The organism is Massilia sp. S19_KUP03_FR1 (genome assembly GCF_036688685.1).
Lineage (GTDB): Bacteria > Pseudomonadota > Gammaproteobacteria > Burkholderiales > Burkholderiaceae_D > JALYUM01.
On record NZ_JAQQPS010000008.1, the window covers coordinates 125,352 to 145,297 of the forward strand.

At 63.0% G+C, this 19,946-nt stretch carries 14 protein-coding genes and 1 tRNA gene; 9 read left to right on the plus strand and 6 right to left on the minus strand.

Annotated features, from left to right (window positions below; translation table 11 throughout):
- The first annotated feature begins 108 nt into the window (after nucleotides 1-108).
- Together V6M87_RS10850 and V6M87_RS10855 are read left to right on the plus strand one after the other, a co-directional pair.
- The gene (locus V6M87_RS10850; protein WP_332876632.1) at nucleotides 109-1,338 is read left to right on the plus strand and encodes a putative DNA modification/repair radical SAM protein; all 1,230 of its coding nucleotides are present in this window, start codon (nucleotides 109-111) and stop codon (nucleotides 1,336-1,338) included.
- Complete coding sequence (locus V6M87_RS10855) at nucleotides 1,335-2,819, plus strand: UdgX family uracil-DNA binding protein (RefSeq protein WP_332876633.1); 1,485 nt, start codon at nucleotides 1,335-1,337, stop codon at nucleotides 2,817-2,819. The genes V6M87_RS10850 and V6M87_RS10855 overlap by 4 nt, the downstream gene beginning before the upstream one ends.
- Nucleotides 2,820-2,963: 144 nt before the next feature.
- Here V6M87_RS10855 and V6M87_RS10860 read toward each other — a convergent pair whose 3' ends face one another.
- Nucleotides 2,964-4,802, minus strand: a complete 1,839-nt coding sequence (locus tag V6M87_RS10860) for a phytase (protein WP_332876634.1) — start codon at nucleotides 4,800-4,802, stop codon at nucleotides 2,964-2,966.
- The gene (locus V6M87_RS10865; RefSeq protein WP_332876635.1) at nucleotides 4,802-7,327 is read right to left on the minus strand and encodes a TonB-dependent receptor; all 2,526 of its coding nucleotides are present in this window, start codon (nucleotides 7,325-7,327) and stop codon (nucleotides 4,802-4,804) included. The genes V6M87_RS10860 and V6M87_RS10865 overlap by 1 nt, the downstream gene beginning before the upstream one ends.
- A gap of 260 nt (nucleotides 7,328-7,587) precedes the next feature.
- Between V6M87_RS10865 and V6M87_RS10870 the strand changes: the two genes are divergently transcribed.
- On the plus strand, nucleotides 7,588-8,466 hold the full coding sequence (locus V6M87_RS10870; RefSeq protein ID WP_332876636.1) for a GGDEF domain-containing protein: 879 nt from the start codon (nucleotides 7,588-7,590) through the stop codon (nucleotides 8,464-8,466).
- Nucleotides 8,463-9,476: an AraC family transcriptional regulator ligand-binding domain-containing protein gene (locus V6M87_RS10875; RefSeq protein ID WP_332876637.1), complete on the plus strand. Its 1,014-nt coding sequence runs from the start codon at nucleotides 8,463-8,465 to the stop codon at nucleotides 9,474-9,476. The genes V6M87_RS10870 and V6M87_RS10875 overlap by 4 nt, the downstream gene beginning before the upstream one ends.
- Here V6M87_RS10875 and V6M87_RS10880 read toward each other — a convergent pair.
- Both V6M87_RS10880 and V6M87_RS10885 read right to left on the minus strand, forming a co-directional pair.
- The gene (locus V6M87_RS10880) at nucleotides 9,465-10,688 is read right to left on the minus strand and encodes a sensor histidine kinase (protein WP_332876638.1); all 1,224 of its coding nucleotides are present in this window, start codon (nucleotides 10,686-10,688) and stop codon (nucleotides 9,465-9,467) included. The two genes, V6M87_RS10875 and V6M87_RS10880, sit on opposite strands and share 12 nt — an antisense overlap.
- On the minus strand, nucleotides 10,685-12,238 hold the full coding sequence (locus tag V6M87_RS10885) for an ATPase domain-containing protein (protein WP_332876639.1): 1,554 nt from the start codon (nucleotides 12,236-12,238) through the stop codon (nucleotides 10,685-10,687). Before V6M87_RS10885 ends, V6M87_RS10880 begins: the two co-directional genes overlap by 4 nt.
- Nucleotides 12,239-12,375: 137 nt before the next feature.
- On the opposite strand from V6M87_RS10885, the gene V6M87_RS10890 reads away from it, so the two are divergent.
- From V6M87_RS10890 to V6M87_RS10900, 3 genes are all read left to right on the plus strand, one after another.
- On the plus strand, nucleotides 12,376-12,912 hold the full coding sequence (locus V6M87_RS10890; protein ID WP_332876640.1) for a pyridoxamine 5'-phosphate oxidase family protein: 537 nt from the start codon (nucleotides 12,376-12,378) through the stop codon (nucleotides 12,910-12,912).
- Between the two features lie 154 nt (nucleotides 12,913-13,066).
- Nucleotides 13,067-13,690, plus strand: coding sequence for a PEP-CTERM sorting domain-containing protein (locus tag V6M87_RS10895; RefSeq protein ID WP_332876641.1), 624 nt, complete (start codon nucleotides 13,067-13,069; stop codon nucleotides 13,688-13,690).
- 135 nt (nucleotides 13,691-13,825) lie between these two features.
- On the plus strand, nucleotides 13,826-15,043 hold the full coding sequence (locus tag V6M87_RS10900) for a GGDEF domain-containing protein (RefSeq protein WP_332876642.1): 1,218 nt from the start codon (nucleotides 13,826-13,828) through the stop codon (nucleotides 15,041-15,043).
- Here the strand turns inward: V6M87_RS10900 and V6M87_RS10905 are convergent.
- Together V6M87_RS10905 and V6M87_RS10910 are read right to left on the minus strand one after the other, a co-directional pair.
- Nucleotides 15,040-16,506, minus strand: coding sequence for an aminotransferase-like domain-containing protein (locus V6M87_RS10905; protein ID WP_332876643.1), 1,467 nt, complete (start codon nucleotides 16,504-16,506; stop codon nucleotides 15,040-15,042). The two genes, V6M87_RS10900 and V6M87_RS10905, sit on opposite strands and share 4 nt — an antisense overlap.
- Before the next feature lie 9 nt (nucleotides 16,507-16,515).
- Nucleotides 16,516-17,100, minus strand: a complete 585-nt coding sequence (locus tag V6M87_RS10910; protein WP_332876644.1) for a LysE family translocator — start codon at nucleotides 17,098-17,100, stop codon at nucleotides 16,516-16,518.
- Nucleotides 17,101-18,162: 1,062 nt separating this feature from the next.
- Between V6M87_RS10910 and V6M87_RS10915 the strand changes: the two genes are divergently transcribed.
- Nucleotides 18,163-18,236, plus strand: a tRNA-Gly gene (locus V6M87_RS10915).
- A gap of 17 nt (nucleotides 18,237-18,253) precedes the next feature.
- Nucleotides 18,254-19,921, plus strand: a complete 1,668-nt coding sequence (gene ltrA, locus V6M87_RS10920; RefSeq protein ID WP_332876645.1) for a group II intron reverse transcriptase/maturase — start codon at nucleotides 18,254-18,256, stop codon at nucleotides 19,919-19,921.
- The last annotated feature ends 25 nt before the right edge of the window (nucleotides 19,922-19,946 follow it).

Here is a 19,946-nt window from a genome sequence, read left to right on the forward strand (position 1 = left end):
GGATAGGCACTTAGGCGAACCGCGTCTGAACCGAACCCGGCGTCAATACCAATTGTGCGCACGCAGGGCTGATATATACTGTACATCCATACAGTCAGCCCTGCGCCCATGGAACTTACCGACAAGCTCGAAATCCTGGCCGACGCCGCCAAATACGACGCCTCCTGCGCCAGCAGCGGTGCGCCCAAGCGCGGCTCCGAGGGCAAGGACGGCATCGGCGCCACCACCGGCATGGGCATTTGCCACAGCTACACGCCGGATGGGCGCTGCGTTTCGCTGCTCAAAATTCTGCTGACCAATTTCTGCATCTACGATTGCCAGTATTGCGTCAACCGGCGCAGCTCGAATGTGCCGCGGGCCCGCTTCGCCGTAGCCGAAGTGGTGAAACTGACGCAGGATTTTTATTTGCGCAATTACATCGACGGGCTGTTCCTCAGTTCGGGCATCATCCGCTCGGCCGACTACACCATGGAGCAACTGGTGGCGGTGGCGCGTGAACTGCGCGAAGTGCACCAGTTCCGCGGCTACATCCATCTCAAAACCATTCCCGACGCCGACCCGGCCCTGATCGAACTGGCCGGCAAGTATGCCGACCGGCTGTCGGTGAATATCGAGTTGCCGACCCAGGACAGCGTGACGCGCCTGGCGCCGGAAAAGAGCGTGCACACCATCAAGTTGGCAATGGGCAATATCCGGCGCAAGCTGGACGAGAAGGAACAGGAGCCAAAGGCGCCGAAGTTTGCACCAGCCGGCCAGAGCACGCAAATGATCGTCGGCGCCGACGCCAGCGACGATCAAACCATTTTGAATACAGCCGAGACGCTGTACAGCAGCTATAAACTGAAGCGGGTTTACTATTCCGCCTTCAGCCCGATCCCGCAAAGCCCGGACAGCGTGCCGCTGGCGCCGCCGCCGCTAATGCGCGAGCACAGGTTGTATCAAGCCGATTTCCTCCTGCGCAGCTATGGTTTTCAAGCGCGTGAACTGTTGCCGGTCGCGGGCAACCTCGACCTCGACATCGACCCGAAACTGGCGTGGGCGCTGGCGCACCGCGAGCATTTTCCGATGGACCTCAATCGCGCCGACGCGAACATGATTGCGCGCGTACCCGGCATCGGCCTGCGCAACGCGAAACGGGTTATCGAATTGCGCCGGTTGCGCCGGGTGCGCTGGGAAGATCTCTCGCGCCTGCGCTGCAGCATGAAGAAAATCGCGCCCTTCATCATCACGGCCGATTATTCGCCGGTGCAGGGCGCGGCCAGTTCCGACACCCTGCGGCGCGCACTGGCCACGGCGCCTGAGCAAATGAGTCTGTGGCCGGAGTTGAAGGCGGCATGAATAGCGCGGCAGCGTCGGGCGCAGCCGGCCTCGCCGCTGTCGAGACGGTTGCCGCGGGCGAGCCGCTGCTGGTTGCCAATTTTATCGAATGGCGAGACGCGGCGCGCGCGCTGCTGGCGCACGCCATTGCCCCCGACGCGATCACGTGGGCCGGGCAGGATGGCGCTGCCGATTTGCTGATGAGTGCGCCTGTGCCCGCAGCGACGCCGGCGCAGGCCAGGGTCAGCATTCCACGCAGTTTGATGGACATGCTGCAGAACGCCGCCTGCTGCCGCCAGCATGATCGCTGGGCCTTCCTGTACCGCGTTGTGTGGCGCTGGACGCATGGCGAGCACGATGTGCAATCTGCCGCCGACGTCGACGGCGCGCGCCTGCACCAGATGGCGAAAGCCGTGCGCCGCGAGGAGCACGACATGCATGCCTACATCCGCTTTCGCGAACGTCCCGAGGAAGCCGGCGCGCCGCGCTTTGTCGCGTGGTTCGAACCGGCCCACGACGTACTGGCGCAGGTGGCCGAACATTTTGTGGCGCGCATGGGTAAGGTCAGCTGGCTGATTGCCACGCCCGACGCCAGCGTCATGTGGGACGGCGCCACCTTGCACAACACCGGCGCGCTGGTGAACAGTGGTGCCGAGCTGGTCGACTCCGGCGAAGCGCTCTGGCTCACCTATTACCGCAGCATTTTCAATCCTGCGCGCCTGAATGCGCAGCTATTGCAAAGCCACATCCCGTCGCGCTTCTGGAAAAACCTGCCGGAAGGCGCCGTGGTGCCGGAAATGATCAGCAACGCCGCCATGGGTGCGCGCCGCACCGGCCAGATGGAAGCGGTGGGCAGCCGGCGCGGCACCACCATTCCGATTGCGCCGGCCGCTGCGCAACCCGGGCGCGCGCAGCCATCGAGCCTGGACCAATGCCGCCGCTGCGACTTGTGGCAGCACGCGACGCAGGCCGTGGCGGGCGTGGGGCCGGCCACGGCGCGCATCATGGTGGTGGGCGAGCAGCCGGGCGACCAGGAGGATTTGCAGGGAAAACCGTTTGTCGGGCCGGCCGGGCAGTTGCTCGAGCGCGTGTTCGGCGATGCGGGCGTGGCGCGGCGCACGATCTACCTCACCAATGCAGTGAAACATTTTAAATGGGAGCCGCGCGGCAAGCGGCGGCTACATAAAACGCCGGCGCAACAGGAAATCGAGGCTTGCAGTTACTGGTACGAGAAGGAGCTGGAAACGGTGCAGCCGGAGGTGATCGTGGCGCTGGGGAGTACGGCATTGAAGGCGGTGCTGGGGACGAATCACGTAGCGCTGAAGGATACGCTGGGCACGCCGATCCGGCACCAGGGCAGGTGGGTGGTGACCGTGTACCACCCGTCGTATGTATTGCGGGTGCCGGATCAGGCGGCCAAGGACCAGGCTTTCAAGGTGATGGTGGAGGGCTTGAAGATGGCGCAGGGCTTGCTGGATCAAGCGGCGGCGCCGGGACTTTAAACGAGCCACTGCCCTTAAAACCGTCACCCCGACGAAAGTCGGGGCCCATGCTGAGCTTGCAGTTATGCGCTCTGTACGACTTCGGCAGCGTGATATGGGTCCCGGCGTTCGCCGGGATGACGTTTGAAAGCCAACGATGCCCGCTTACTGTAGCCCCAGCGCCTTCGCCACCGCCCCCCACCCCACATATTTAAAATTCTGCGGCCCATCCGGCAAGCGCTTATAGCCATCCTGAATCACCAGCATGCCCTGGCTGAACGCCCCGCCGAAATTGGCCGTGCTGACATCCAGTCCATCGGTCTCCGACGTGCCGTCGATCCCCTTCTCCAGATTGAACCCGACCCGGAAGCGCCCGCGCACCGCAAACGGCGCCGCAGCATCGAGCACGACGTAACTGTTATCGCCCTGGCTCGACACGATCAGATAATCCGCCTTGCCGGCCTGGTACAACGCCATGCCTTCGACATCGGCTGCCAGGTCGGCCCCCACCGGCAATACCATCTTCAGCGCATCCGGTTGCGACGTATCCGCCGATGTGGTCCACACGCCGCGCTTCTCTTCGCCCAGGAACAGACGCGCACGCTTGTCATCGACCACGCACCCTTCCGGCTGCGACGCCACCTTGAACGTGCGCAGCAAGGTGCCGCTGTACTGGCCCGCTTTCAGATCGATGCGATACTGCTGGAACCGGCCATCCTTGTCGTTGACGAAGGCCTGCAGGCCGCCGTCCACTGGCCGATAAAGACACATACCGTATATCTCATTCAAGCCGGTGGCGATGCGGATCGATTCGGCCACGGTGCCGCGCGCGTCGATCGTGAACAGCATCAGGCTGTTGTCGTCGCGCTGCGTGGCGGCGGCCAGGTCGACGCGCTGGCCGGCGAAGGCGATGTCCTGGCGCAGGTCGACGTTGTTCAGGCGGCCCACTTCCAGCAACTGGGTCTGCTTGCCCTGCAGGTCGTACACCAGCAATCCCTGTTTCTTGTTGGTGCCGAGGATGCGCGAACCGGCCGCGTTGGCACGGTCGACCCAGATCGCCGGGTCGTCGGCGGCATCGCCCTGGCGCGCCACCGGTTCGGTTTGTACCTCGGGCATGACAATCGCGATGGGCCGTGCGGCCGGACGTGCGGCCGCGCGCCAAGTCTGCGCGACGCTGGTCCAGCCTTTGGCTTCGGGCAGCAGCAGTTCGAGACGGCCATCGACGCTGCGGCTGGCCAGTTGCTCGGCGCCGCCGCCGGCACGCGAAGGCAGTGCCGTCCATTTAGCGCCATCGCGGTGCAGCAGGTGCAGCGTGGCGCCCTTGGCGTCCAGCACGGCGACGCCGTCCGGCAAGACGGTCAATGCGCCGGCGCCACCCGCCAGTTTGCCGAACGGCGCCCGCAGCGCCACCGGCTCGCGCGCTGCGCCGCCTTCGGCATTGGCGTCGTAGGCCCACAGCCCGATGCCTCCTTCACTGACAAACAGGGTGTGCGCGCCATCGTCGGCGCGGCAATGCTTGACGTGGGTCGGCATGGCCAGCTTGCGCACCAGCTGCGGCTGCGCGCCGGTGAGCGCCCACTGTTCCGAGCTGCCGTCCTTACCGATCATGAACACGTGGTCCAGTTGCTGCGCGTCGCGGTACAGGCAGATCGCCTCGATGCCGAACGCCGGCGCCGGCAAGGGCGCCTGTGCGGTCAGGCGGCCCGCTTTCAAATCGACCAGCACCGGCAGCGCGCGCTCCGCGTTGGCGTCGAGCAGCACCGCCAGCACGCCGCCATCGAGTGGGCGCAGGTCGAGTTGCTTGGCGCGGATCGGCAGCACGGCGCGCTGCTGGCCGGCGCTATCGAGCAGGTGCAGGCCCTGCTTGTCCAGCGTCAGCCAGCCGCCGTCCGGCAGCGCGGCCAGTTCACGGGCCTTGGCCGTCAGACCTGGCAGGGGCGCTGCTGCTGCCAGCGACGAGACCAGCAGGCCGGCGAGGGCCGCTTGTTGGATCAGCTTCGCCATCAGAACATGCTCACTTTCAGGCCGATTTTATAGGTGCGGCCATACTGTTCGTACTGGGTGTTGTACTGCTTCGCACCCTGGTAGACATAGTATTTTTCGTTGTTGATGTTGTTCGCTTCAAACACGAACTGGACCTGCCTGGTGAGCTGGTATGACAGCGACAAGTCCACTTGCGTCTGCGCGTCGACGATGCGGTCCTGTTCAGGGCGCAGGATGTCCTCGCCCATTTCCAGCAGGTAGGGCGACTTGTAGTTCGCTGCGATGCGCGCGGTCAGCGGACCGTGTTCGTAGCCCACCATCAGGTTCAGCACGCGGTCCGACTGGCCCGGGAAGCGCACGCTGCGGTGCAGGGTAGTGGCCGTGGCCAGGTCGTAGCGGGCAATATCCGCGTCAGACTTGGTGTAACTGCCGTTGACGCCCACCAGCAGGCGGTTGAACGGGCTTGGTAACATGCGCAGCGGCTGCTGGTACGACAGTTCCAGGCCCTTGACGCTGGCGGTCTGGCCATTCGCGTACGAGACGGCGCTGCTGAAATCCTTCCACGCGCCGGTGCCGGCCAGGTTGGTCGTGTACGTAAAATCCTTGATGTCTTTGTAGAACAGGTAGGCCGACATGGTGCCGTCGCTGCCCAGGATGCGCTCGACGCCCAGGTCCAGGTTGTGGGCGCGCAGCGGCTTCAGATCAGGGTTGCCGATCACCGCTTCGGTGCTGCTGTCCAGACTGATGCCGGGCGCCAGCTGGCTGAAATTGGCACGCACGACCGCGTTGCTCCAGGCCGCACGCAGGCTGGTGGCGCGATCGAGGTCGTAGCGTGCCTGCAGCGACGGCAGCCAGTTGGTGTACGAACGCTGGCGCTGCACCGGCGCCAGCAGCGCGTCTTCGTCGATCTGCTGGCCGTTGGCTTTGAAACTGGTGTGTTCGGCGCGCACGCCGGCCAGCAGGCTCCAGTCGTCGAAATGGAATTTGTTCTGCAGGTAGGCCGCGTCGATGTCTTCGTTCATCTTGTAGTCGGCGACGGTCGATTCCAGCGCCAGGCGCGCGCCGCTGCGGTCGAGGTTGGCCACCGCGGCGCGCAGGGCGGCGGGGTTCAGTGCGTAGCCGATATTGCCCAGCTTGTAGTCGAGCGTGTCGCCCGTCACATAGCCGGCCATGGCGCGCGCGGCGGTACTGAAATAACTGCTGCCGAAGGTCCATTCATTGGTGTCGTTGACCTTGTCGCGGCGGCTGGTCTTGGCGCCGAATTTGAGGGTGGAGCGCAGGCCGGCAAGGTCGAGGTCGCGCGTCAGGTCGATCTGCGCATGGTGTTCGCTGTCCTTGGCCGCCGCCTGCTGCAGTGTGATGCCCTGCAGTTTGTAGTTGGCGGGATCGAACACGGTGGCGGGGGCAATCAGTTGCGGCATCTCGGTGTTGGTGAAGCCGACGCCCTTGAAACTGCCGCGAAAGCGGCCGTCCTTGAGCGCGTCCGGGGTTTCGTCGGTCGAGCGGCTGCTGCCCGCCACCAGGTTCAGCTTCCAGCCGGCCAGTTGCTGCTCGGTGCCGAGCACGATGGAACGGATGTCCTGCGTGTACTTGCGCTGGCGCAGGCGGCGCTCGACGCGCGCGCTGCTCGTTTCGCCGTCCGCCACCGTTGCGCTGGCGGTGCCGAAGGTGCCGACCGTCATGCGGTCGCGCACTTCGTCGTCGCTGAACTGCGAGAGGAAACTGCGCAGGTAGTATTTGGCGCCGGACAGCGGGTGGTAGTCGACATTCAGCGCGAAGGCCTTGCGCTCACGATTGGGCAGGTAGTCGCGCAATTCGAAACCGCTTAACTTGTTGCCGTTCCAGGCGCCGCCCGTCTCATCGTTGTCCGAGCCGAACTTGCGCTTTTCCAGCGACAGGCCGGCGGCCACGCCCAGGGTGCCGCCCATGAAACGGTCGGCCCACAGCACGCCGCCGTTCGGGCTGGTCTGGCTGGTGTTCTGGTCGTAGCTGGCGCCCAGGTTGGCGGAGAGCAGCTTGCCGGGTAAATCGAACGCCGACAGCGACTTCACTTCCACCGTGCCGCCCAGCGAATTGGCGTCCATGTCCGGCGTCAGGGTCTTGGTCACTTCCAGCGAGCGGATCAGGCCGGCCGGCAGCACATCGAGCGCCACGCCGCGGCGTCCCGCTTCAGGCGACGGCACCAGCGCGCCGTTGATCGTGGTGCTGTTCAGATCGGGACCCAGTCCGCGCACGGTGACGTAGCGGCCCTCTCCCTGGTCGCGCTGCACCGACACGCCCGGCAGGCGTGCCAGCGCTTCGGCCGCGTTCTTGTCGGGCAGGCCGCCGATGTCGTCGCTGCTGACGACGCTGACGATGTTGTCGGCCTTTTCCTGCGCCGCGATGGCATTGCGCATGCTGGCGCGCTGGCCGGTGACAACCACCGTGCTGGCGGCGTCAAGCAGGTCTACCGGGGCGGCCTGGGCCGGTGCGGACAGCAGTGCGAGCACGCCCAGCGACAGTTGGGACAAGCGCAGGCAGGCAGGGGAGGGGGCGGAGATTTTCATGGAGGGGTCATAGCTTCGCGGTAAAGGGAGTGGCCGCAGTGTGTCGCCGGAATGTGTCCGTTGCGTGACACGAAACTGCCGGCTGGCGCTGCGCCTGACCAGATGAGCTGAAATGACCTGCCAACCGCCCGGGCCAGCGGCCGAAACTGCCATTTCGAGGAAAATGGTGCGCCCTTTGCACCTCCCGCAGCAATGCCACGATGTCATCGTCCGGTCATCCGGCGCGGCTAAGCTGGCGCCCATTTATCCGGTTCCCTTCCATGCTCAAGCTCCACCGCACCACGTTTTTTGCCTGTGCGCTCCTCGCGCTGTTGATCCTGGTTTTGTACGCCAGTGTGGGCGCGGTCAAGCCGTTTCACACGTGGGACTGGCGCGACATCGTCAGCGAAGGCGGCACCACGCTGCTGGCCTGCTGCTGGCTCGTCATGCTGCTCAGCAGCCGGCCCGGCGGCATGGTCACGCGCTGGCTGTCCTGCGGCCTGGCCGCCATCATGCTGGGCAACTGGGCCGACCTGATGGATGAATTCTTCAAGATGGGCAAAGCCTTCGAATGGAATCACTGGCTCGAAGCGCTGGTGGGGGTCGGCATGCTGACGCTGACGGTCGGCGTGCATTACTGGCGCCACGAGCAGGCCAATCTGAGCCAGCACCTGGAAAAACGCGAGCGCCTGTTTCGCGACCACCGCGCCTTCGACCGCATCACCCAGCTGGCCGACGCCGACTATCTGCGCCGCCAGATCCGCCTGGAGCGCCAGCGCCGGCCCGGCGAAGACTGTGCCGTGGCGCTGCTCGACATCGACGGCTTCCACCTGATCAACCGCAGCTTCGGCCAGGCCGAAGGCGACCGCGCCTTGCAGGCAGTCGGCCACATGCTGCTGTTGAACTTGCGCAGCGACGATCTGTTGTGCCGTTACGCTGGCGACCGCTTTGCCGTGCTGATGCCGGGCACCAGCGAAGCCGAGGCCACGGTCCTGGCGCACCACCTGTGCGACATGGTCGGGCGTATGCGCCACCACGCGGGCGCCACGCTGGTGCCGCTGACGCTGCGCCACGCCTGCGCCGCGGCCGATGACGCGCCGGAGATTGTGCTGCGCGCGCTGAACCAGGCGGTGCACCAGAGCGCCACGGCGCCGGCGTGATCCGCTACAGCCAGGCTGGCGACCCGTTCATCCCGGCCCGCCATCAGCCGGCGCTGGTGCTCGACTACGCGCGCAGCCGCGACGTGGCTGCGGCCGGCCTGGTGCGCGGCACCGGCTTGCTGCCATTGGGCGTGCCGGCCGCCGGCGATCTGCTGGCGCCGCGCGACTATCTGCAATTGCTGGCCAACGTGAACGGCGCGCTGGCCAGTCCCGACACCAGCTTCATGCTGGGCCAGCAGATGCTGCCAGGGCACTACGGCGCCGTCAGTCACGCCCTGCTGCACGCGCAGAACCTGCGCCAGGCGCTCAATACGCTGGTCGCGTGGCAAAGCCGATTGTGCCCATTACTGAGCCCGCGCTGGCGCGAAGAGGGTGATCTGGCCGTGCTGTACTGGAGCGACGCGTTCGGCGCGCCCGGCCAGTTGCCCTTCCTGGTGGAGATGCACATGACGGCGGTGGTGGCGCTGTGCCGCTGGCTGGGTGGCCAGCGCTTGCCGTGGCGCTTCTGTTTCAACCGCTGCGCCCCGCGCCAGCGCGAGCAGCACGAGGTGCACCTGGGGCCGGCACTGCAGTTCGATTGCCACCTCGACGCCATGCTGATCGACGCGCACTGGCTGGATCAGCCCTGGCCGCGCGGGAATGCCACGGCCGCCGCGGTGGCGCTGGACGAAATCGCCCACGCCACAGACGCGCCGGCGCTGTTGGTGGCGCTGTACGACTACCTGCTGCAGCAAATCCGGTGCGCCCCGACGCTGGAAGGGACCGCCGCCGCCTTCGGCACCAGCGCGGCCACGCTGAAGCGCCACCTGGCGCGCCACGGCACCCATTTCCAGGCCGAGCTCGACCAGGTGCGCACGCATGTGGCGTTGTACCTGTTCCAGATGCGCCGCTACGACAACGAGCAGGCCGCGACCTATCTGGGTTTTCATGATGCGACCAATTTCCGGCGCTCGTTCAAGCGCTGGACCGGCCAGACGCCGAGTTTTCTGCGCAGTTTCTTAAACGGGTAGGCGGATCGCGAAGGTCGCGCCCAGCCCGCGCCCGGCGCTGCTGACACTGAGCGTGCCGCCGTGCAGTTCAATGATGCGGCGCGCGATGTACAGGCCCAGTCCCAGGCCGGTGCCATTGTTTTGCTGTTGCAGGTTGAAGGCGCCGAACACGTGCGCCAGGTCTTCCGGCGCAATGCCCTGGCCCGAGTCGGCGATATCGATTTCAAGGAGGGCGCCGTTGCGGCGAATGCCAATGCGGATCACGCCGCCCTCGGGCGTGAATTTGACTGCGTTGAACAGCAAATTCCACACCACCTGCTGCAGGCGCCGGCCGTCGGCCTCCAGCACGATATGGTCGCCGTAGTCGGCCGGCGTTACCTGCATCAGGATCTGCTTGGCGTGGGCATGGGTTTCGACGGTCGAGATGGCGTCGCGCAGCACCTGGCCCAGATTGATGGGCGCACGGGCAATCGACATCTGCCCGGTCAGGGTGCGCGCCGCGTCGATCAGGTCGTCGACCATGCCGGCTTCCTGGCGCACGTGCACGCGCATCGCTTCCAGGCCGGCCACCGCCTGTGGCGCCAGGTCCGGCACGGTGCGCAGCAGCAGTTCGATGCGCATCGACAGCGCCGACAAGGGCGTGCGCATTTCGTGCGACACGGTGGCCAAAAACAGTTCGCGGGTGCGGTTCACGCGGGTCAGGTCGTCGATGGTTTCGCGCTGCCGGTCGAGGGTTTTCGACAGTGTGCCGAGCAGGGCGGCGTAGGTGTCCATGCGCCGGTTTGACACCGGTGCATCGAGCCGCACTTCGTTCCACAGCAAGTGGCCGGGCAGGCCGATGCGCCGGGCGATGCGTTCGGACGCCAGCGGCGAACTGAAGTCGGCGTAGCGCCAGCCGAACACCAGCACGCCATACACGGCGCCGCGCAGCAGCAAGGGCTGGGTTTGCACGCGCAAGCCATCGTCGAATTGGCTGGCGGCGCTAACACCGGATGCGCACGTCGCCAGCACCATCTCGCGCTCGAATTGGGTGCCGGGACCATCCTCGGCCCACAGGGTCGAGCCGGCCAGCAGGATGCCCAGGCGCGAGCCGACCAGCGGCCCGATGTGGCGCACCCCGGCGGCGTCCCAGGCGCTGGCGACGAGACCGGTGGCGTCCGTGAATTGCTGCAGCGGGGTGCGCCAGTCGTCCCAGTCGACCGGAACGTGATCGGGCAGGGTGACGTTGATCACGCGGCGGGTTCGAGCGGCAAGTCGGCGTCCGGCGGCATGGGCGCGCCGCCGGCGACGGCTTCTTCCACCGCCGGGCTCTGGCGCGAAGGTGAACGTGACAACAGGCCGTAGTAGGCCGAGAACGGCAACTGCGGTACGGCCTGGACGTCGCAGCCGGTTTCATCGATCAGCAGCAGGCCGCCCGCGCCGATGGCGTATTCGCGCGTGATCTGCAGGTTGCGGCTGCCGCGCACTTTGGGCACGGCGATCGCGCGCCGCAGCATGGTCGAAATTTCGACGTAGTTGAGCAGGATGATGTTGTCGACCAGGTGCGAGCCTTTGAGTTCTTCGCTGATCTGCGACACGCCCAGCAATTCAGGGCTTTCGTAGTTGAACAGCGTTGTCGCCAGGCGGTGCTTGAAGAAGGTCGCCAGTGCGTACAGGTAATCGGCCACCTCGCTACGGCTGGTCATTTCGTAGACGGCAATCGAATCGAGCACCACGCAATCGACGTTCCCGGACTCGACCAGCTTGACGATGCGCTCGAAGTGCACGTCCAGTTCGAGTTCCAGCGGCGACTCGTAGTGGATCACCAGCTGGCCGGCGTCGACCAGTGCCTGCAGGTCGAAGCCGAGCGACAAGGCATTGCGCATCAACTGGCGTGGATGTTCGTCCAGGCTCACCAGCAGCGCCTTGTGGCCGCTCGCGATGGCGTGGCTGAGGAACTGGACGCCGAGCACGGTTTTGCCGGTGCCGGAAATGCCGCTCACCATCGTCACCGAGCCTTTGTAGATGCCGCCATCCATCATGGTGTCGATGGCGGGCGAACCGGTCGACATGCGCTCGTCCGAGGTCGGCTGGTCGTAAAGGGAAATCGGGCGCGACTGGGCGCGGCGGTAGACGTGCACGCCCACGTCCGGCTCGATGCGCAGGGTGTGGCTGCCGCCGATAAAATCCTGGCCGCGCGATTTCATCACCGTCAGGCGGCGGTGCACGCGGCGCCGGTTTTCTTCGCGGCTGAGGGTGATGATGGTGTCGAACACGAACCGTTCATGGGCCAGCACGCCGGTCATCGACTCGTCCTTCTCGGCGGTGACGAGGGTGGTCACGCCCAGGCGCGTGAGGCCTTCGATGAGCAGGTGCACGTCCTCGCGAAACTGCATGGCGTGCGCTTCGGCGTACAAACGCAGGGGCGTCAGGCCATCGATCAGCAGGCGCCTGGCGCCCATGCCGCGCAAGGTGGCGGCAAAGACGCCGTCGTCGCTGCGAAATTCGCTCAGCAGCACGGCCGGGCTGGTCTGGATGATCTTGATCTTGCCCTGGTCGATCTGGCCTTGCAGGTCCCAGTTGAAGCCGGCGGCGTCGCGCAGCAGTTTGACGGGGTCGAGCTCGAACGAGACGATGGCGCCCGGTTCGTCGTGGTCCACGGCGCCGTGGTAGATGAAGCCCAGGCCGAGCGTGGTCTTGCCGGAGCCGGGCGGGCCCTCGACGAGCAGGTTGTTATTGCGCGGAACCCCGCCGTGCAGGATTTCATCGAGTCCCGCAATACCCGTCTTGACCAGCTGAGTCACTGACTGTCCCCCTGATTTAATAGGGGGCAAGTTTATCATGCGCGGCGCTTTGCCTGCGTGACGTATCGGTGAGTTGGCGAACGTTCGGCAACCTGGTCTTGGATTAAAGTTGTTTATCACTTAACAGGAGACACACCATGGATTCGATCAACCAGAACCAGCCCGAAGAAAACCACCGCGACCTCGTCGGCGCGGACGCCGTCAAGCAGATCAAGGAAACCGTCGACAGTTCCGATACCTGTTTTTTTGTGACCGCCACCTACAGCGGCGCGTCGAGCGGCGCGCGCCCGATGAACATCCGCCAGGTCGACGACCAGGGCACGCTGTGGTTCCTGAGTTCCAGCGACAGTCACAAGAACGCCGAGATCGCCGTGGACCCGAGCGTGAAGCTGTACTTGCAAGGGTCGACCCACTCGGAGTTCCTGCATCTGTCCGGCCACGCCACCATTTCGACCGACAAGGCAAAAATCAAGGAACTGTGGACGCCGATCCTGAAAACCTGGTTCACCGAAGGCGAAGACGATCCGCGCATCACGGTCATCAAAATCGTGCCGACGGATGCGTATTACTGGGACAACAAGCACGGCAAGGCAATTGCCGGCATCAAGATGCTGATTGGCGCCGCGATCGGGAAAACGCTGGACGATTCGATCGAGGGCACGTTGCGCGTTTGAAGTGTGGTGGCGCGGCATGCCGCACTGTCGAAAAATCTTACAGTGCGGACTAGTTTATGGAACGGCATGACGATAAGTGGTTGATTGCATGAGGAATGTGTATAGTGGAACAGTTATTGCTTTATTGCACGTATACATTCTTAACGGAAATCACATGAAAAAATCGTTTGCCACCTTGTCTGCCGCTTTGCTGTTCGCGTTCGCTGGCAGCGTCCAGGCCGGACCGCTTCTGTATGCCCAGGCGGGCAAGCAAAATGTGACGGAGTACACCTTCACGGCGGCGGCAAGCGGCGACCTGCTGGCGTATTTCGTGGGCGCCACCGCTTCTTATACGGAGGAGATCACGGTGCTGATCAACGGCGTCGCCAGTTCGATCCAGGGTCTCAACAACAAGACCGCGCACAACAATGACACGCTCAATTTCGGCACCGTGCAAGCCGGCGATGCGCTGGTGTTCAAGATGGTCACCATCACCCCGACCACCGGCGTGGGTCCCTGGTACTCGCAAAAAAGCCTGAACAGCGACGGCGTCAACCATATCTATGCCGCCACCTACGCAGGCGACCGCGCCCTGCCTGCCGGCGTCGTGGTGGCATTCGAAGATTTGGCGAAAGGCGGCGACTTCAATTACGCCGACGTGCGCTACTTGTTCACCAACGTCTTGATCAATGCTCCTGCCAGGGCCGGCGCCAACGTCCCCGAGCCGGGTTCGCTCGCCTTGCTTGGCCTGGGAATCGCCGCTTTTGCCGCCAGCCGCCGCAAGCGCGTCACCCGGTAGCGGAAACAATAGTTGAAGAAATGAAATCTTTAACATAGATGCCTGTTATACAATCCTCGGTGGGCCGACATTCGGTTTCTATTGGGGAAAAGTCTTGCAGACCGCAGCTGTTAATTGTTTTACCTGGATCTTGCCGTGAACATTGCACTACGGCTGGACCTGCGCACCATGATGCTGACGATGGCATGCATCAATTTGCTGTTTGCGGCGATGCTGGCGCTGGTGTCCTTGCATTCCGGCAGGGTCAAGGGTGCGCGCCAGTGGGCGGTGGGCATGGTGCTGCTGGGCGCCGGTTATTCCGGAGCCGGGCTGCTGGTCGACACGCCGCCGCCCGCGGCCATGGTGATCATGGCCATGGGCATCGGGCTTGGCCTCGGCATGATGTTCAATGGTATCGAGGCATTCAAGGACCAGCCCTGCAGTTATCGCCTGACACTCGCGCTGGCGGTCGGGATGGGCGTGCAGACGTTTTGGTTCCTGGTCGTCAGGAACGATGTCCAGGGCCGCATTACCGCCAACTGGCTGGTACATTCACTGGTCAACCTGGCCTGCGCACGCGCGCTGTTTGTTCGCGTCGCGCAACCCTTGCGCACCGCGTACTGGCTCGCCGGCGCCTCCTTCCTGGCCCTCGGTAGCGCTACGCTGGCACGCGTGCTGGCTGCGCTGTTTGCGCCGGCCAACACGGTCTACCTGTTCGCCCCCGGCAAAATCAGCCCCGGTGTGTTCATGGTCGCCAGTCTGGCGCAGATGGCGCTCGCGTTCGGCCTGATCCTGATGATTAATTACCGCCTTGCGAGCGATTTGCGCCAGTTGGCCTCGACCGATTCGCTGACCGGCGTACTCAATCGCGGCAGCATCGAGAAAGAGCTGTCGCGTCAGGTGGCGCTGGCGAAACGCAGCGGCGCGGCGCTGGCACTGATGATGATCGACGTCGATCACTTCAAGCGCATTAACGACAGCCACGGCCATCCGGCCGGCGACGAGGTGCTGCGCCAGTTGGCCGCGCTGCTGCGATCCTTGGTCCGGCAGGGTGATGCCGTGGGCCGTTACGGTGGCGAGGAATTCTGCATCGTACTGCCCAACACCAGCGCGCCTGCCGCCGCCCTACTGGCCGAACGCCTGCTGCAGCGCTATGCCGATTTGCGCGTGGCATGGGGCGCGACCGTGCTCAACGGCACCGTCAGCATCGGCATCGCCGATAGCGCCACCAGCGGGCACGCGGTGGCGCCCCTGATCGCCGCCGCCGACCGCGCGCTGTACCAGGCCAAGGCGGCGGGGCGCAACCGGATGGTGCTGCACACGGCGGACGAACCGGCGCTGGCCGAGGCGCAGCCCAGAATGCAGTGGAATTAACAGTTCGCATCCGAACTGGCGGCGCCGCTGACGCGTGCCAAACTTGAGCGCGCTCCCGCAACAGCCTGCAAGCGCTCTTGCAGATAACTACTCAGGCGTGGGTGCTGGCTGAACGCGACGTTGAAACGGATATGCTGGTCGGGTGTGTTATGTGCCGAGAAGGCGGCGCCACGCATCAGCAGGATCTTGTTGCGGAAGGCGTCTTGCACCAGCAAGTCAACGTCCAGACCTTGTGGCATGGTGCCCCACAAAAAAATCCCTGCATCGCCCGGCTGCTCGAACAGCACGCCGGCCGCGCTCAATTGGCGCGCACTGGCGTTGCGCGCCACCATGATCTTGCGCTGCAGGCGGTCCAGGTGTTTGCGCAAGTTGCCGGCTCTGAGTACCTCCAGCAGCACATATTCATTCAGCGCCGGCATCGTCATGATGGAATGGATCTTGGCTCGCATCAGCACGCGCAGCAGGGCAGGGGCGGCGGCGAGATAGCCCAGGCGCAAGGCAGGGCTGAGTGCCTTGCAAAAGCTGGAGTAATAAATCACGCCATCGAGGCCGGACAGGGATGCCAGCCGCGTGCTGTGGCCTTGCTGAAAATGGCCGTGTACGTCGTCTTCAGCGATCAGGACGCCATATTGCTGCGCCAGGATCAGGACCTTGTGCAAATTGGCAGCACTGCTGCTCCACCCAGTGGGGTTATGCAGCGCCGTTTGCATGAATAGCAGGCGCGGGCGGTGCTCGCGGCAAGCGGCCTCGAATGCCGCCAGATCGAGTCCATCCGGGCGGCGCTTGATGGGCACCAGGCGGATGCCATCCTGGCGCAAACGGCCAAACATCAGAAAATAGCCGGGATCTTCCACCAGCACGGTGTCGCCGGCTTGCAAAAAACTACGGCAAATCAGGTCAATGGCATGGGTGCCGCCAAAGGTGGTGAGGATGTGGCTCGCGTCAACGGCCGCGCCGATGCCGCGCAACAGCAGCGCGATGTGCTCACGTAATTCCGGTAGCCCCTGCGGCGGACAGCGCGAGGCCATGCCGGCAGGGCTACGCGCCAGCGCCTTTTGCACGGCCGTGGCCGGTACCGCGTCATGCAGCCAGGTCGGCGGCAATGCGCCGCTGCTGGCCTGCAAGACACCAGCGCGCTGATCGTTTGCCTGCTGCGCCAACCACACCGCCTCTTGCTCCTCGCCCGCTTCGAGCGCGACGTCATCGGGAACCGCGCTGCTGGCGTCGGTCCTTGTGCGCACAAAAAAACCCGCCGTGCCATGCGAATCGATGACGCCTGCCGCGACCAGCCTGTCATACGCCACCACGACTGTATTCGTGCTGACGGCTAACTGCGTGGCGAGCTGGCGTATCGATAACAGTCTGGCGCCGCCAGGCAGGGCCCGGCTCTCGGCCAGATGGCGCAACTTTGCCTCAATCTGCGCGGACAGGGCGGTGGTGGAGGAACGGTCGATGGCGAACATGTTCAAAGTCTAGCGTAAAAACATCACGGCCAGGATTAGCAAGATGGCACCCATTGTCAGGTTGAAGACGCGCTGCTTGTACGGATCTTTCAGCAAGTGACGAATCGAGGCGCCAAACAAAGCCCACACGACACTGCAAGGCGTTCCCACCAGCGTGCCAATCACCGCCACCAGCACCGCACTGCTCAGGGTGTTGTGCCCCACAGGCATGAAAACCGACGCCACGGTAATGGCCTTGACCCAGCTTTTGGGGTTCAGCCCCTGGAATGCTGCCGCCTGAACAAATGACACCGCCTTGGCTACAGATGCCCCACCCACCGATGCCCTGCTGAGTTTCCACGCCAAAAACACCAGGTACAAGGATCCCGCGATGCGCAGCAGCTGCTGTGCCGTTGGATAGGCCAACAGAACACTTCCCAGTCCCACGCACACGAGCATGGTCTGCACGAATGCGCCGGCCTGGATGCCCAGAATCGCCGGCAGCGCGCCGCGCCCGCCAAAATTGGCACCCGTGGCGGCGAGCATGACATTGTTCGGTCCCGGTGTGACCGACATCACAAAGCAGTAGCTCATCAAGGGCAAAAGATCGGTCATGGCATGCAATTCGTCGTGTGGAGTTGGTACGCAGTCTGGGCGCGCAGCGCAGCGCGGACAAGACACAAGGACGAGGAGACAGGCCCATGCTGTATCAATCGATGGACCGCTACAGTTGCCTTGTTGGTGTCGCAGACAATGCGTGGCGGCCATCACACCAGCGAGAAAAGCGGCCATCCGATTTTTCGTCAGAACTGCCGTGTCTGAAATTTGTCAAACATGTCAGAACCCGCGTAGAATGCGGGGCACGCGGGTGTAGCTCAATGGTAGAGCAGAAGCTTCCCAAGCGTGCGACTCGAGTCGCGAGGTTAGCCGGAGACCTTCCCACCACGTAAAGAGTGTGGAAATTCAGTGCACCACCTGGCAAGTCGGGGTGGATTTACGGTAGTTGGAAGTCAAAAGTGTACTTGTTATACGACGAAGGCTGTGTGCCGCAATTGTCTTGAGGTGTCTCAATGAACCTGCAAGACCGAGGGTTCAGCCCCTCGTAGTCTAGGAGCGGTGCGTCACTGGCAACGGTGGGGTGCTAAGCGCTCTGACAATGTAGCCACCCCTCGGGGTATGCCGCGTCCGTGAGGAGGTGGCAGGAGTTCGGCATATGCGGCCGGACGAGGCGCTAGGCTGGGTTGGTTGGTTAATACGTGTGAACTGCTATTAAACGTCGTCAAGCTTGACGAGCCATACGCATTGGTTGGAGGCTCGATGTGATCGGTTGTTTGCTTGCTTGGTGCAAACACGCTGACATTGGTATCACCGGCGAAAAGGCAGAACCTTCCCAATCCTGTTGGGTATACGGAACGAGGAAAGCCTGTTGTGTCGTCTGGCCCGTCTGGCAGACAAGGATGACCGCAAGGTTATTTGATGGCGCAGCAGGTAGAGGATGATGGAAAAAGCGAATGCCTCCCTGTAACGGGGTGGATAGGGGCTGAAACGATCGCCCCGACGCGAAAGCGTGCAGACTTCCATCTGGTGATCTGTCGTAAGATAGGTTTGTAAATCGCATCCTAATCGGGATAACGCATCCCCGTTAGGGGAGTAGTACGTCTTACCGTTAGGGTCAAGGCGGGTGTAGCTCAATGGTAGAGCAACGGCTTCCCAAGCCGACGACGAGGGTTCGATTCCCTTCACCCGCTCCATACTTCCGGAGGCTGATATGGACACAAGTGCAATTGCTTGTGATGTCGCCTCTTCATCTTGGCAGTCTTGGCATGAAGTTGATTGGGTCAAGGTTTATCAAGGTGTCGCGAGGCTGCAGACCAGGATTGCGAAGGCAGTAAAAGCAGGGGAGTGGCGGACGGTACGCGCCTTGCAGAGGCTCCTGACCAAATCCACCGGCGCGAAAGTGCTGGCTGTGAGGCGCGTTACGGAGAATCGTGGTCGGAAAACACCAGGTGTGGATCAGCAAACCTGGAGTACGCCAGAAGAGAAGTGGAGTGCGGTAGAAAATCTCAGCAGGAAGAGATATAAACCGTTGCCTTTACGTCGCATCAATATCCCAAAGTCGAATGGTGAGAAACGCCCCCTGGGCATTCCCACTATGCGTGACCGCGCCATGCAAGCGTTGCATCTGCTGGCGTTAGATCCTGTAGCCGAAACACTCGGTGATCCCCATTCATACGGTTTCAGACGTGAACGCTCTACAGCAGACGCGATCGGACAAGTGCGCAATGTGCTTAGCCGTGACGTTTCGCCGAAATGGGTGCTGGAGGGGGACATCAAGGGCTGCTTCGACAACATCAGTCACGAATGGTTGATCGCGAATGTCTGCATGGACAAAGTGATCCTTCGTAAGTGGTTGAAGGCTGGGTTCGTTGACATGGGCAAGCTTTTTCCAACGACGGCAGGAACGCCACAGGGAGGCATCATTTCCCCGGTGTTGGCAAATATCGCACTCGATGGGCTGCAGGCTGAACTCACCAATCTATTCGCAACGGTGAGGCAGGCAAGGGCAGCCAAGGTAAATCTGGTGCGTTACGCGGACGACTTTATCATCACAGGCAGTTCGAGAGAATTGCTGGAGGATGAAGTCAAACCACTGGTAGAGAAATTCCTGATTACCAGAGGCTTGGTCTTGTCGCCCACGAAGACCAAAGTCACGAACGTGACCGAAGGCTTCGATTTCCTGGGATGGCACGTAAGGTACTTGGGGCAACAACTCCTGGTCCTGCCATCGAAGAAGAACAGGAAAAATTTTCTGGACAAGATCCGCGCCCTGCTGCGCAAGAGAAAGTCTGCCAGTCAGACGGAAGTGATCGAAAAGCTGACCCCGGTTATCAGGGGTTGGGCCAACTATCATCGAAGTCAGAATTCGTCGCGGACGTTTGCCTGGTGCGACAATCAAATTTGGCATGCGCTATGGCGATGGTCGTGTCGTCGTCATCCTGCCAAGGGGAAGAAGTGGATCAAACAACGCTACTTCAAGTGCATCGAGGGGCGCGATTGGCGGTTTACGGAAAAGGACAAGTTGCTGCCGGTACTGGCGGGGTATCGGAAGGTCGATCACGTCAAGATCAAAAGCGATGCAAATCCCTACGACCCAGCGTATGACGGGTACTTTTCGATTCGGCTTGCAAAGCGAATGGACAAGACGCTCGAGGGTCGCCGCAAACTTCGGTGGTTGTGGTGGTGGCAGGAAGGTCTCTGCCCTCTGTGCGACCAGAAGATCACCCGCGAAAGTGGCTGGAATCTGCACCACATCGTGAAGCGGTCTCAACGAGGCTCGGACAAGCTGACGAATTTGGTTTTGCTGCATCCGAGCTGCCATGTTCAATACCATGCCAGGGAATCAGCCGACCCTGCCGGCATCTCGAAATACAAGTAGAGGTGCTTTTAGGTTGCTTGAGCCG

What these genes read in the sequence shown, in the direction of transcription:
- V6M87_RS10850 (WP_332876632.1), top strand. Translation starts at nt 109, where the DNA reads ATGGAACTTACCGACAAGCTCGAAATCCTGGCCGACGCCGCCAAATAC.
- V6M87_RS10855 (WP_332876633.1), top strand. Translation starts at nt 1,335, where the DNA reads ATGAATAGCGCGGCAGCGTCGGGCGCAGCCGGCCTCGCCGCTGTCGAG.
- V6M87_RS10860 (WP_332876634.1), bottom strand. Translation starts at nt 4,802, where the DNA reads ATGGCGAAGCTGATCCAACAAGCGGCCCTCGCCGGCCTGCTGGTCTCG.
- V6M87_RS10865 (WP_332876635.1), bottom strand. Translation starts at nt 7,327, where the DNA reads ATGAAAATCTCCGCCCCCTCCCCTGCCTGCCTGCGCTTGTCCCAACTG.
- V6M87_RS10870 (WP_332876636.1), top strand. Translation starts at nt 7,588, where the DNA reads ATGCTCAAGCTCCACCGCACCACGTTTTTTGCCTGTGCGCTCCTCGCG.
- V6M87_RS10890 (WP_332876640.1), top strand. Translation starts at nt 12,376, where the DNA reads ATGGATTCGATCAACCAGAACCAGCCCGAAGAAAACCACCGCGACCTC.
- V6M87_RS10895 (WP_332876641.1), top strand. Translation starts at nt 13,067, where the DNA reads ATGAAAAAATCGTTTGCCACCTTGTCTGCCGCTTTGCTGTTCGCGTTC.
- V6M87_RS10905 (WP_332876643.1), bottom strand. Translation starts at nt 16,506, where the DNA reads ATGTTCGCCATCGACCGTTCCTCCACCACCGCCCTGTCCGCGCAGATT.
- V6M87_RS10910 (WP_332876644.1), bottom strand. Translation starts at nt 17,100, where the DNA reads ATGACCGATCTTTTGCCCTTGATGAGCTACTGCTTTGTGATGTCGGTC.
- ltrA (WP_332876645.1), top strand. Translation starts at nt 18,254, where the DNA reads ATGGACACAAGTGCAATTGCTTGTGATGTCGCCTCTTCATCTTGGCAG.